The organism is Tepidimonas sp. HKU77 (genome assembly GCF_049728535.1).
In the GTDB taxonomy this organism is placed as follows: domain Bacteria; phylum Pseudomonadota; class Gammaproteobacteria; order Burkholderiales; family Burkholderiaceae_C; genus Tepidimonas.
Genome location: NZ_CP187300.1, coordinates 447,019 through 459,393, shown reverse-complemented (window position 1 = coordinate 459,393; position 12,375 = coordinate 447,019). Strand labels below are relative to the sequence as shown.

9 protein-coding genes and 3 tRNA genes are annotated in these 12,375 nt (G+C 68.6%); 10 read left to right on the top strand and 2 right to left on the bottom strand.

Annotated features, from left to right (window positions below; all coding sequences use genetic code 11):
• The first annotated feature begins 72 nt into the window (after positions 1 to 72).
• The 9 genes from ACPP3B_RS02115 to ACPP3B_RS02075 all read left to right on the top strand — a co-directional run bounded on the left by ACPP3B_RS02115 (position 73) and on the right by ACPP3B_RS02075 (position 8,366).
• Positions 73 to 149 (top strand) — tRNA-Ile (locus ACPP3B_RS02115).
• 226 nt (positions 150 to 375) lie between these two features.
• Positions 376 to 452, top strand: a tRNA-Arg gene (locus ACPP3B_RS02110).
• Between the two features lie 85 nt (positions 453 to 537).
• Positions 538 to 1,317, top strand: coding sequence for a zinc ABC transporter ATP-binding protein AztA (aztA, locus tag ACPP3B_RS02105; protein ID WP_424859574.1), 780 nt, complete (start codon positions 538 to 540; stop codon positions 1,315 to 1,317).
• Positions 1,301 to 2,191 (top strand): metal ABC transporter permease, encoded by an 891-nt coding sequence (locus ACPP3B_RS02100; RefSeq protein ID WP_299022301.1) that lies wholly within the window; start codon positions 1,301 to 1,303, stop codon positions 2,189 to 2,191. The genes aztA and ACPP3B_RS02100 overlap by 17 nt, the downstream gene beginning before the upstream one ends.
• Positions 2,192 to 2,241: 50 nt before the next feature.
• Positions 2,242 to 3,606, top strand: coding sequence for a guanine deaminase (guaD, locus tag ACPP3B_RS02095; RefSeq protein ID WP_299022299.1), 1,365 nt, complete (start codon positions 2,242 to 2,244; stop codon positions 3,604 to 3,606).
• A 128-nt stretch (positions 3,607 to 3,734) separates the two neighbouring features.
• On the top strand, positions 3,735 to 5,108 hold the full coding sequence (locus tag ACPP3B_RS02090; protein ID WP_424859573.1) for a TolC family protein: 1,374 nt from the start codon (positions 3,735 to 3,737) through the stop codon (positions 5,106 to 5,108).
• A 10-nt stretch (positions 5,109 to 5,118) separates the two neighbouring features.
• The gene (locus ACPP3B_RS02085; RefSeq protein WP_424859572.1) at positions 5,119 to 6,420 is read left to right on the top strand and encodes an efflux RND transporter periplasmic adaptor subunit; all 1,302 of its coding nucleotides are present in this window, start codon (positions 5,119 to 5,121) and stop codon (positions 6,418 to 6,420) included.
• Positions 6,417 to 7,154, top strand: a complete 738-nt coding sequence (locus ACPP3B_RS02080) for an ABC transporter ATP-binding protein (protein WP_424859571.1) — start codon at positions 6,417 to 6,419, stop codon at positions 7,152 to 7,154. Before ACPP3B_RS02085 ends, ACPP3B_RS02080 begins: the two co-directional genes overlap by 4 nt.
• 3 nt (positions 7,155 to 7,157) lie before the next feature.
• A complete protein-coding gene (locus ACPP3B_RS02075) occupies positions 7,158 to 8,366 on the top strand; it encodes an ABC transporter permease (RefSeq protein ID WP_424859570.1) in 1,209 nt (402 codons plus the stop codon).
• A 19-nt stretch (positions 8,367 to 8,385) separates the two neighbouring features.
• Here the strand turns inward: ACPP3B_RS02075 and ACPP3B_RS02070 are convergent.
• A tRNA-Ser gene (locus ACPP3B_RS02070) sits at positions 8,386 to 8,473 on the bottom strand.
• Positions 8,474 to 8,636: 163 nt separating this feature from the next.
• On the opposite strand from ACPP3B_RS02070, the gene ACPP3B_RS02065 reads away from it, so the two are divergent.
• Entirely contained in the window at positions 8,637 to 9,374 is a 738-nt protein-coding gene (locus tag ACPP3B_RS02065; protein ID WP_424859569.1) for an N-acyl amino acid synthase FeeM domain-containing protein, read from the top strand.
• Here ACPP3B_RS02065 and ACPP3B_RS02060 read toward each other — a convergent pair.
• A complete protein-coding gene (locus tag ACPP3B_RS02060; protein ID WP_424859568.1) occupies positions 9,344 to 12,355 on the bottom strand; it encodes a putative bifunctional diguanylate cyclase/phosphodiesterase in 3,012 nt (1,003 codons plus the stop codon). The genes ACPP3B_RS02065 and ACPP3B_RS02060 overlap by 31 nt on opposite strands.
• Positions 12,356 to 12,375: the final 20 nt, after the last annotated feature.

Below are 12,375 nucleotides of genomic sequence, written 5' to 3'. Positions count from 1 at the left end.
TCGATCCGCAAGCATAGCGCGTAAAGCGTGCCCACTGGCCGTCGCCGCCCCGTACAATGCAGGCCTCCGCTGGGGCCGTTAGCTCAGTTGGTCAGAGCAGGGGACTCATAATCCCTTGGTCGCAGGTTCGAGCCCTGCACGGCCTACCAGGAAAATCAATGGGTGACGCGGCTTTCCCCAAAGTTGTACCCGCGGCGCACGTGGGTTGCTTTGGGATGTGTAGACACGGTGTAGGAAGCACTTTCAGTGTCCGCACCGGACCGGTTGTCGGCTCAGAGTGTCATTCAGCCAGACACCGCATGGCCAGTCGGTCAGTAGCGGCGTCGACAATGTCAGGAACGTCCCAAAACTGGTGTATACTGCAGGCTTCAGTAAGCGGCTGTAGCTCAGTTGGATAGAGTACTTGGCTACGAACCAAGGGGTCGTGGGTTCGAATCCTGCCAGCCGCGCCAAACATGCAAGGCCAGTCCAATGGACTGGCCTTTTTTCCGTGGTGCGCCCGGTTGGGGTGTCCCACTGCGGGTGCCCAGGACGTCCATGCCCTATCCGGCCGACATCGAACTGCGTGACCTGACCGCTGGGTATGAGCGTCACCCGGCGGTGCACCACGTCAGCCTGCGCTGGCGACGCGGCGACTTGGCCGCCGTGGTGGGCCCGAACGGTGCGGGCAAGTCCACCTTGCTCAAATGCGTGGCGGGGCGGCTGCGCCCGATGCGCGGGCGTGTGACCGGGGTTTCGCCCCATCAGGTCGCGTATTTGCCGCAGATCAGTGAGGTGGACCGGTCGTTCCCTGTGACCGTTGCCGAGCTGGTATTGATGGGCCTGTGGCATGAGCTGGGCGTCTGGCGGCGCCCCACGCTGGTGCAGCGCCAGCGGGTGCAGCAGGCGATCGAGGCCGTGGGTCTGCAAGGCTTCGAGCGGCGCACGCTCGACACACTCTCCGGTGGGCAGTTTCAGCGCACGCTGTTTGCGCGCCTGATGCTGCAAGATGCGCCCGTGGTATTGCTCGACGAGCCCTTTACTGGGGTGGACGCGCGCACGCTGGAAGATTTGGTGTGTGTGCTGCAGCGCTGGCACGAGGCCGGGCGTACCGTGATCGCGGTGCTGCACGATGTGGCGCTGGTGCGTGCGGTTTTTCCGACCACGACGCTGCTGGCGCGCGAGCTGGTGGCGCACGGGCCCACCCAGGCCGTGCTGACCGAAGCCAACCTGCTGCGCGCGCGCCGCTTGCAGGAGGCGTTCGACGAGCAGGCGGAGCTGTGCGACGTGTCCGAGCCCAACGCTGCCGAGGAGTCCTCGCATGCTCACCGGCATTGAGGGGCTGATGGGTTGGCTGGGCGCGGCCACGGGGTTGGAGTTCGGCTTCATGCAGCGCGCCGCGCTGGGGTGCGTGCTGCTGGCGCTGGGCGCGGCGCCCGTGGGGGTTTTTTTGATGCTGCGCCGCATGAGCCTGATGGGCGATGCGATGTCGCACGCCATCTTGCCCGGTGCGGCCATCGGTTATTGGTTGGCCGGGCTGTCGCTGCCCGCGATGACCGCTGGCGGCATCGTGGGCGGGCTGGTGGTCGCGGCTGCCGCCGGCGTGGTGGCGCGCCACACGGTGATACGCGAAGACGCTGCGCTGGCCACGTTTTATCTCACCTCGCTGGCGCTGGGGGTGTTGATCCTGTCGGTACGCGGCACGCAAATCGACCTGCTGCACGTGTTGTTCGGTTCGGTGCTGGCGCTGGAGGCGTCGGTGCTGGGGCTGCTGGCGGCAGTGGCGGCGTTGACGCTGGTGGGGTTGGCCGGGCTGTGGCGGCCGCTGGTCATGGAGTGTGTCGATCCGGCGTTTTTGCGCGGCGTCAGCCGTTGGGGGGCGGCGGCGCACCACGGGTTTCTGGCGCTGGTGGTGATCAATCTGGTCGCGGCCTTCCATGCCTTGGGCACGTTGATGGCGGTGGCCATGATGGTGTTGCCTGCCGCGGCGGCGCGGTTTTGGTTTCGGCGCTTGCAGCCGCTACTGGTGGCAGCGGTGCTGATGGCGGCCGTCTTGTCGCTGCTGGGGCTGTGGCTGTCGTACCGCACCGACTGGCCCACCAGTCCCACCATCGTGCTGTTGCTGGGGGCATGGTACGGCGTGTCGATGCTAGTGGGGCCATACGGCTGGTGGCGCCAGCAGCATGTGCCGCAGCGCCATCTTAAGGGGTGAATCGATGCGATGTCACGCCCATGCCGCGCGAAGCGGCTAAGCTAGGCGCCATGCAAGCATGGCATGGTGCAATCCTTTGGTTCGATCCGCACACGGACGAGCCGCATGTTCACTTCGAGCCCGACGGTTGGCTGGTCACCGCAGCCGACGCCGACGGGGTGCAGCGCGTGGTGGCGGTCGGACCGGCCGATGCCCTGCGCGCGGCGTATCCGGACGCTGCCGTGACCGACTGTCGCGGCTGCTTGATCGCGCCCGGCTTCATCGACCTGCACATCCACTACCCGCAAACGGACGTCATCGGCTCGCCCGCCGACGGCCTGTTGCCGTGGCTGGAGCGCTATACCTTCCCGCACGAGGCTCGGTTCGCCGACGCGGATCATGCGGCCGAGGTCGCGCGCTTTTTCGTCGACGAGCTGCTGCGCCACGGCGTCACCACGGCGCTGGCCTTTGCCACCTCGCACCCGGTGTCGGTGGACGCGCTGCTGATCGAAGCGGGCGCGCGGGGCTTGCGCTGTATCGCGGGCAAGGTGCTGCAGGACCGCCACAGCCCCGACGGCGTGCGCGACGAGACCGAGCGCTCGCTGGCCGATACCGAGGCGCTGATCGCGCGTTGGCACGGGCGTGGGCGGCTGGGTTATGCCATCACGCCGCGCTTTGCGCCCAGTTGCAGCGATGCGCAGCTGCGCGGCGCGGGCGAGTTGGCGGCGCGCTACCCCGATGTGTGGGTGCAGTCGCATGTCGCCGAAAATGTCGACGAGGTGCGCTGGGTGCGTGAGCTATACCCGCACGATCGCAGCTATCTGGCGGTGTACGAGCGCTTCGGGCTGCTGCGCCCGCGCGCCGTCTATGCGCACGGCATCTACCTGGACGACGCCGACCGCGCGCTGCTGGCTCAGACCGGCGCGGCGATTGCGGTGTCGCCCACCAGCAACCTGTTCTTGGGCAGCGGCTTCTTCGACTATGCGGCAGCGCGCGCGGGCAGCGTGCGCCACGGCCTGGCCAGCGATGTGGGCGGGGGCATGAGCTTCGACCCCTTCGTCACCATGCGCGCGGCCTATACCGTCGCGCGCGCCGCCGTGCGTGGCGATGGCCAGCCGAAAGTGGGTCTGAGCCTGTCGGCCGTCGACTTGTGGTGGCAGCACACGGCCGGTGCGGCGCGCGCCCTGGGGCTGGACGGGGTGATCGGATCGCTGGCGCCGGGCAGCGAGGCGGACTTCGTCGTGCTCGATGCGCAGGCCATCCCCTTGCTGGCGCGGCGCACGGCTCAGGCCGCGTCGTTGGCGGAATGGTTGTTCGCCTGGGTCATGCTGGCCGATGAGCGTGTGGTGCGTCAGGTGATCGTCGCCGGTACCCCAGCGCAGACACACCACTTTACCGACGCATCAGGCGCGCTTCACGTCGGATCGGTATCCTAGGGCGATCCATGCATCGAACCTTCGTCGCTCCTCATGCGATTCGCATCGTCGCCAGTCTCGTCGGTGCGGCCTACGCGTTGGCCGGGTGTGCCGTCTCCCCGGCCGCGGCACCGCCGTTGGATTCGAAGGTGACCATTCCTGCCCAGTGGTCGTCCGACGCGCCAGGGGCGCCCGGAGTGGTGGCGGCGATCGATTCGCGCTGGTGGACGGCGTGGGGCGACCCGGTGCTCACCGACTGGGTGGAGCGCGCGCTGCGGGCCAATACGGATGTCGCCGCCGCGTTGGCTGCCGTTGCCCAGGCGCGCGCGCTGCGCGATGTGGCGCAGGCGGCCACGGGGCCGTCACTCGGCGCCGGGGCGTCGGCGCAGCGCGCGCAGACGGGCGATGCGGTGGCGCGCACCAACCTGGGTGCGAAGCTGGATGCGAGCTGGGAGATCGATCTCTTCGGCCGCCGTGCGGCAGCACTGCAGGCCGGACAGGCCGACATGCAGGCCAGTGAGGCCGCGCTGGGGCAGGTACGTGTGACACTGGCGGCCGAGGTGGTCACGACCTACTGGGAGATATGGGGGCTGCGCGAGCGCCTGCGCGTCACGCAAGAGAACCTGCGCGCGCAGGAAGAGGCACTGCAGCTGACGCAGTGGCGCGCCCAGGCGGGGCTGGCCTCCGACCTGGACGTACAGACCGCACGCGCGGCCGTCGAGCAGGTGCGCGCGAGCATTCCCGCGCTACAGGCGTCGGCCCGGCAGGCTCGCCATGCGCTGGCGGTGCTGGCCGGCCAGGCGCCGGGTGTGGCCGTGCCCGAGCCGCCCGCCGCGCCCCCCGAGCCGCCCGCTGCGTGGTCGTTGCCCGTGCCGGTGGACGTGCTGCGCCAGCGCCCCGACGTGGCCGCCGCCGAGGCGCGCCTGCAGGCCGCGTTTGCGCGCAGCCGCCAGGCGCAGGCGGCGCGCTGGCCGACGCTGAACGTGGGTGGCACCTTGAGCCTGGCCGCGCCGCGCTGGCCGACGCTGAACGTGGGTGGCACCTTGAGCCTGGCCGCGCCGCGCGTGACCGAGTTGTTCGACGCTGCTGCGCTGACGCGAAGCCTGGCGTTGGCGCTGGCCGCGTCGGTGTTCGATGGGGGGGCGGCGCAAGCGCAGGTGCGCGCGCAAGAGGCCGCCATCGAGCAGGCCCGCGCCGCGCTGCAAGGCGTGTTGCTGGCCGCGTTGCGCGATGTCGAAAACGCCCTGGTTGCGCTCGCCGCCGATCGCGAGCGGCTGGGCCACCTGCAGGCGGCGGTGGCGGCCGCCGCCGAGGCCGAAGCACTGGCCAGCCAACGCTACCGCGCCGGACTGATCGACTACCGCACCCTGCTCGACGCGCAGCGCACCTTGCTGGCCGTACAAGGCGAGCTGGCCGCGGCCCGCACCGCGTGGGCGACCGATCACGTCCGACTCATCAAAGCCCTGGGCGGCGGCTGGGCGCCGCCCGCCGACGGCACGGCGCTGTCGGCGACCCCTCATTGAGCGAATGACCATGCCCCTGTTTCGACGCAAGCCGACCCCTGCTGCCGCCGTGGAGACACTGTTGGCCGAGGAGCGCCCCGTGCGCTGGTGGCGCCGGCCCCGCTGGTGGGTCGCCATGCTGCTGCTGGCGGCGGCAGTGGCGGGCGGTCTGTGGTGGCAGGGGCAGAGCCGCCAGCGTGCGCAGCCGGTCTATATCACCGAGCCTATCCAGCGCGGCGACCTGACGCTGACCGTCTCGGCCAACGGCACGCTGCAGCCCGTGCGCTCGGTCAACATCGGCAGCGAGCTCTCGGGCACGGTGCGCGAGGTCTTGGTGGACGTCAACGACCGCGTCCAGCGCGGTCAGGTGCTGGTCGTGCTGGACACGGCCAAGCTGCAAGACCAGGTCAACAGCGCGCGCGCCGCGCTGGCCTCGGCGCAGGCACAAGTCGTGCAGGCTGATGCCAGCGCACGCGAAGCGCAAGCGCAGCTGGCCCGGCTCGAGGAGTTGGCGCGACTGTCCGGTGGCAAGATGCCTTCGGCCGCCGAGCTGGATGCCGCCCGTGCGACCCTGGAGCGTGCACAGGCCGCACAGGCCACCGCGCGCGCTGCGGTGGAGCAGGCACGCGCCGCACTGTCGACCAACGAGACCAACCTGGCCAAGGCGTCCATCCGTTCGCCGATCGACGGCGTGGTGCTCGCGCGCAACGTTGACCCCGGCAACGCGGTGGCCGCATCGCTGCAGGCGGTCACACTGCTGACCATCGCGCAGGATCTGCGCCGACTCAAGCTGGACGTGGCGGTGGACGAGGCCGACGTCGGCGTGGTGCGCGAGGGGCTGCCGGCCACGTTTACGGTGAGCGCCTACCCCCGGCGGCGCTATCCGGCCACGGTGGGGCGGGTGGCCTTTGGCGCCACCAAGACGGATAACGTCGTCACCTACACCGCCACGTTGGATGTGGACAACCAGGACCTCTCGCTGCGTCCGGGCATGACCGCCACTGCCAACATCCGCGCGGTGGAGCGCAAGGACGTGCTGCTGGTGCCCAACACGGCGCTGCGCTTCACGCCCACCGAGCCCGCACCGCCGGGCAGCGGCGGTGGGCTGGCGTCCCTGCTCACGCCCAAGCCGCCCTCGATTGGCCGCAAAACGGTGCGGCTGGACAACCGCGGCGGGCCGCGCCAGATCTGGATCCTGCGCGATGGCAAGCCGCAGGCCGTCTCCGTCACGGTGGGTATCAGCGACGGCCGTCTGTCCGAGGTCAGCGGCGAGGGCCTGAGCGAAGGCTTGCCCGTAATCATCGAGCAGCGCAGCAGCGGGCGCACGCCATGAGCACAGCGGTGGCCTTGATCGAGTTGCGCGGCGTCACCAAGACCTACGGGCAAGGAGCGGCCGCCTTCCAGGCGCTACGCGGGGTGGATCTGGTTGTGCAGGCGGGTGAATTTCTGGCCATCATGGGGCCGAGTGGCTCGGGCAAATCCACGGCCATGAACGTGTTGGGCCTACTGGACACACCCACCGCGGGCGAATATCGTTTTCAGGGCGTGCCGGTGCAGTCGCTCTCGCGCGACGAACGCGCGCTCGTGCGTCGGCGCTATTTTGGGTTCGTATTTCAGGGGTTTCACCTGCTGCCGCGCACCACTGCGCAAGAGAATGTCGAGCTGCCGCTGGTCTATCGCGGCCTGCCAGCACGCGAGCGGCGCGCCGCCGCGCGGGCCGCGCTGGCCGACGTCGGACTGGCGGGATGGGAACACCACACGCCCGCCGAGCTCTCGGGTGGGCAGCAGCAGCGCGTGGCCATCGCGCGCGCCATCGTCACGCAGCCGCGCGTGCTGCTGGCCGATGAACCCACGGGCAACCTCGATTCCCGGCGCAGCCACGAGATCATGGCGCTCATTCGCCAGCTCAACGAAGCGCGGGGCATCACCGTGCTCATGGTCACGCACGAGCCCGACATCGCAGCTTACGCCCGGCGCGTGGTGCATTTTCGCGACGGGGTGGTCGAGCGCGAGGAACGGCGCACGGCCCCGCTGCCCGGTGCGGAGCCGGTGACGCAGGGGGCTTGAGCGATGTGGTTCAACACGCTGGTGCTGGCGTTGCGCTCGATCCGGCGCAACCTGATGCGATCCTTCTTGACCGTGCTGGGGGTGGTCATCGGCGTGGCGGCGGTGGTGACGATGGTGACCCTGGGCAATGGCGCGACGTTGGCCATCCAGCAGCAAATCGCGAGTCTTGGCGTCAACCTGTTGCAGGTGCGCCCAGGGCAGCGGCTGGGGCCGGGTGGCTTTGGTTCAGGAGCGCCATCGTTCAAGCTGGCCGATGCGCAAGCCATCGCGTCGCAAACCCCTGGCGTCATGGCGGTGGCAGCCGAGGCGCGCAGCAGCGGCACCGTCGTGGCCAATGGGCGCAACTGGAGCACCAGTCTGGTGGGGGGATCGGCCGACTGGCTGTTCGTCAACAACTGGACGCTGGCCGATGGTCGCGCCTTCACCGACGACGAACACCGCATCGGTGCAGCAGTGTGCATCATCGGCGAGACGGTACGCCGTGAGCTCTATGGACCCAACCCTGCGGTGGGCGACACCGTCCGTGTGCGCCAGATTCCATGCGAGGTGGTGGGCGTGCTCGCGCCCAAGGGGCAGGGCGCGTTCGGGCAAGACCAGGACGACATGGTGCTCATGCCCATCAACACCCTACACAGGCGCGTCGCGGGGCACACGCGCGTCTTCACGCTGCACGTGTCCATGCTCGACGGCGCCGATGCCGAGTCCGTCAAGACCAGTATCCGCGCCATCCTGCGCGAGCGCCGCGCCATCCCCGAGGGTGAAGAGGACAATTTCAACATCCTGGACACGCAGCAACTGGCACAGACCATGTCCGGTACCACGCGCGTCATGACGCTGTTGCTAGGAGCCGTCGCAGCGGTCAGCCTGCTGGTGGGTGGCATCGGCATCATGAACATCATGCTCGTCAGCGTGACCGAGCGCACGCGCGAAATCGGCCTGCGCCTGGCCATCGGGGCGCTGGAGCGCGAGGTGATGGGGCAGTTTTTGATCGAGGCCGTGGTGCTGGCCGCGCTGGGGGGGGTGGTCGGGCTGGCGCTAGCGCTGGTGGCCAGCCTCGGCCTCAGCCAGGCGATGGGCGTGCCGTTCGTCTTCGATCCCGCGATCAACGTGATCGCCTTCGCATTTTCGGCCGCCATCGGCGTGGTGTTTGGCTACGTGCCCGCTCGCCGCGCCGCACGGCTCGATCCCATCGAGGCGCTGCGGCATGAGTGAACGGCGGGAGGGATCGACGTGGCGGAAGCGGTGAGATTCGAACTCACGAACCCTTGCGGGTTGCCGGTTTTCAAGACCGGTGCAATCGACCACTCTGCCACGCTTCCGCTGCCAGCAGCATTGTAGCCGGTGGCGCATCGGCGGCAGGCCGACGGCGTGTCGGAAAAATCCCGACACACGAAACGGCGCGTTTCGGACTCCAGTCGGTGCACATGGCGTCTAGAGTGAAGTCATCCCGACGTGATGGGTTGTGCCCAGGAGGACTGCACGATGTTGACATTGACCGAGACGCCGACGATGGTTCAGCAGCCGGGCGTGGACGGCTGGTATGCGGTGCCGAAACCGGTGGAGCGACAGATGCGCGCCCACGGCGATGGCGTGCGCCGCGTGGAGTGGTTGCCGTTTACGGTGCGCGTGGCGCAGGGCGAGGCCGAGCTGCGCCTCGCCGCCGAGATCCGATATGCCGCGTATGGCCGACACCTGCCCCCATCCTTGACTGAGGGGTTGCGCGAGCCGGAACCGTTGGACCGCGAGCCGGGTGTGGCGGTGCTGCTGGCGCGCTCGAAAGTGGATGGGTCGGTACTGGGGACGCTGCGCCTGCAGACCAACACCTACCGGCCCCTGGCGCTGGAGCAGTCGTTCGACTTACCCGCTGAAATGGCGACGGCACCGTGCGCCGAAGTGACCCGGCTCGCGGTGGCGCAAGCGGTGCACAGCCGCATGGTCAAAACCCTGATGCTCAAGGCGGCTTACTTTTGGTGCGAGCGGCAGGGGGTGCGGTACGTGCTCGTCACCGCCCGCGCGCCGCTGGACCGTCAATACGCTCGCCTGATGTTTCGCGATGTGCGCCCGGAGGCGGGTTTCGTGCCACTGGCGCATGTGTTCCACCTGCCGCACCGCGTCATGTTCTGTGACATCGCGGCCGCGCGTGCCGAGGGAGTGGACCATCCGCTGTACGACTTCTGGTTTGGCACCGATCACCCGGATATCGATCTGGCCGACGGCTGAGGAGCACCGGGGGTGTCCGTTTCTGAGTGACCGAGCACCCAGTCGACGTGCGCCAGCTCGTCGTCATCTGGGGGGAGGGTGTTGAGGTAGTCGCTCAGACGCGGGTCGCTGATGAAGTCGGCACCGGAGGATGATGCCAGGATGCGCTCGGCGGAGACGGGGCGGGAGATGGCGTAGCCTTGGACGTAATCGACCCCGATCTCGGCCAGCGTCTCGACGGTCTCGAAGTCCTCGGCCCACTCGGCGATGGTTTTCATGCCCAGGCTCTGCGCGAGGCTGACGATCGCTTCCACGATGGCGACGTTGGCCGGGTGGCGGTTCATGTTGACGATGAAGCTGCCATCGATCTTGAGGATGTCGGCGGGCAGATCCTTGAGGTAGGAGAACGACGTGTAGCCGGCGCCGAAATCGTCGAGCGCGACCCGGGCGCCGTGGCTGCGTACCCGATCGATGAAGCGCCGGGTATTGCCCATGTCGTGCAGTGCGACACTCTCGGTGATCTCCAGGCACAGCCGGCGCACGACGTGCCGATACTGGTCGAGCATGTCGTACATGTCGGCGATGAAGCGCTCGTCGTTGAGCGAAGCGCCACTGAGGTTGAGACAGACAAACTGGTTTTGCGGCAGCGCGGCATCGTGCTGGGCCAGCCAGCGCAGGGTGGACTGCACCACCCAGCGGTCGATAGCGCTCATGCGGCCGGCGGCTTCGCCCGCGCGGATGAGCCGCTCCGTCGGCACGCGGCTACCATGCTCGTCGTGCATGCGCAGCAATACCTCGAAGTTGTGCGACTGGTGCGGATGGCGCAGCGCTACGATGGGCTGCATCTCGAGGAACAAGCCCTCGATCTCCTGCCCCGCCGCCAGTCGCTCGACGAGTTGCATTTCGGCCTCGTGGTCGCGGAAGGCGCGCGATCCGTGCTCGTAGACCACCAGCCCCGTGGTGTGCAGCCGCTTGGCCTCGCGGCAGGCGCGGTCCGCGGTGGCCACCACGTCTTTGGCCGAAACGCCGGGCGCGACCTCGATCAACCCGATGGAGCCACGCACCTGAAACGCGCGGTCGCCGACCAGGTACGGCTGTGCCGTCAGCCGCGACAGCACGTCGCGGCAAATGGCCTCGGCGCGGTGCAGCGGGGTGTCGAGCATGACCAGCAAAAACTCGTCGCCGCCCACGCGCCCCAGGTACATGTGCGGCGACAGCGGCGTTAGGGCCCGCTCGCACACCTGCTGCAGCACCGCGTCACCGGCGACGTGGCCGTACAGGTCGTTGATGAGCTTGAAGCGGTCCAAATCCAGATACGCCACTGCCAGCGGCTTGCCGCGCCGCAGCCGCTGCAGGCCACGGCCGAGACAGGCCTCGATGCCGCGCCGGTTGAGCACCTTGGTCAGCGGGTCGTGGTCGGCCAGAAACTGCAGGTGCTCGTAGGCGCGCACCTTGTCGGTGATGTCTTGCAGCGTGCCCTCGATCTTGTCACCGGCGCGCGCAGCCCGCACCTGAAAGCGCCGCCCCACGCCGTCCTCCTGAACGAGGGCAGTCTCGAACTCCACCGTCTGCGCCGGCGTGTCGGGGGCGGCGAGCTGTGCCCAATCGTATGGCCGAAACCAGCGCTCCCAGTGGTCGCTACCGGCTTCCACCACCTGGCCCACGATGCCGTTGAGGGCCGGGTTGGCACTCAGGAAACGGCCCTGGTGGTCGAGGGTGAACAGACCGATGGGCAGAAAGTCGAAGGTGTGCTGGAGCTCGGCCTGCAGCGCCAGCCGCTGCAAGTGCTCCTGCCGAAATTGCTCGGCGATGGCCAGAGAGGCCAGCAGGCTCGACGCCAGCGCCGCCGTGACGCTGTTGACTGCACCGATCAGGCCCTTGAGCCCGAGCGCGGCGGCCACCACCTCGTACAGACTGGCGGCCAGGGCGATGCCCATGGCGCTGGCGTACCACATGGCCACGGGCGAGCGGGTGCGCACCAGAATCACGCCCAGCGCGTAGCCCAGCACGCACACGCCCAAGGCGGTCGCGCTCCAGATGATGGGCAAAAAATACCGGTACGGCAGCACCAGCGCGGCGATGAGCACGGGCACGCATGCCACCACGACTGCCTGGACCCAGCGCAGGGTTCGCGTGCGCTCCAGGTCGGCCTCGAACAGAAAGCGAAACAGCACCACCGTGGCCGTCGAATACAGCGCGAGCGTGGCTTGGCGCAGGGGAGTCAGCCAATCCGGGGGCACGAGTTGGCCCAGCCATTGGTAGTCCCACCCGCCGGAGAGGGCGGCCATGCGTTGGTTGATGACCAGCCAGGCGGCGAAGATGAGGTAGTTGCGGTCGCGGTTGAGGATACCGACGACCAGCGTGAACAGTGCCAGCAACAGCAAGCCGCCGTCGAGCCAGCCGGCATCGCGGTGGAATTCATGTTCGAGGCGGTCGATTTCGGTCACGGAGCGTGTGACGGCAGTGAAGCGCGCGGGCCCGGTGAAGCGCACCTCGCACAGCACGCGCGCGGGCAGTGGCTGTGTCGCCAGCACGAAACCGGCCCGCGACAGGCGAAGCACACCCGACTCGGTGGGCGAGGCGCGGCGGTCGATGCGGCCCAACGGCGCCAAGCCGTCGGCGTCCCAGCACTGCAGCTCCGTCGCATGGCGCGAGGGGAAGTCCAGCGCGCGTCCATCCGCACGATCCGCGTCGGACAATGTCAGCAGAACCCACAGGGGCTGTTCGGACAGGCGGGTGTCCCAGCTCGTGCGCTCGGGCTGGGAGGGCAGCGCCGCCAACACCTGTTCTGGCGTACGCGGGGTGTCGACCGTCATGGCCCGAAAGGGCAGCAAGCGGCCTTCTCCTTCGGGGTATTCGCTGGGCCACGACAGCACCGCCCACACCGTCAACAGCGCCACCAAGGCGGGAACTGCATACGCGGTCAACGCCTGCAGGCCCAGTTCGATGCGAGAGGTAACGCTGCGGGTATCGATCGCGGGCGAAGGGTGGCCAATGGTCATGAAGCGTGGGGGAGGGTGGC

Excerpts from the sequence above, each read along its gene's own strand:
- aztA (WP_424859574.1), top strand. The coding sequence starts at position 538 with ATGCCCTATCCGGCCGACATCGAACTGCGTGACCTGACCGCTGGGTAT.
- ACPP3B_RS02100 (WP_299022301.1), top strand. The coding sequence starts at position 1,301 with ATGCTCACCGGCATTGAGGGGCTGATGGGTTGGCTGGGCGCGGCCACG.
- guaD (WP_299022299.1), top strand. The coding sequence starts at position 2,242 with ATGCAAGCATGGCATGGTGCAATCCTTTGGTTCGATCCGCACACGGAC.
- ACPP3B_RS02085 (WP_424859572.1), top strand. The coding sequence starts at position 5,119 with ATGCCCCTGTTTCGACGCAAGCCGACCCCTGCTGCCGCCGTGGAGACA.
- ACPP3B_RS02080 (WP_424859571.1), top strand. The coding sequence starts at position 6,417 with ATGAGCACAGCGGTGGCCTTGATCGAGTTGCGCGGCGTCACCAAGACC.
- ACPP3B_RS02075 (WP_424859570.1), top strand. The coding sequence starts at position 7,158 with ATGTGGTTCAACACGCTGGTGCTGGCGTTGCGCTCGATCCGGCGCAAC.
- ACPP3B_RS02065 (WP_424859569.1), top strand. The coding sequence starts at position 8,637 with ATGTTGACATTGACCGAGACGCCGACGATGGTTCAGCAGCCGGGCGTG.
- ACPP3B_RS02060 (WP_424859568.1), bottom strand. The coding sequence starts at position 12,355 with ATGACCATTGGCCACCCTTCGCCCGCGATCGATACCCGCAGCGTTACC.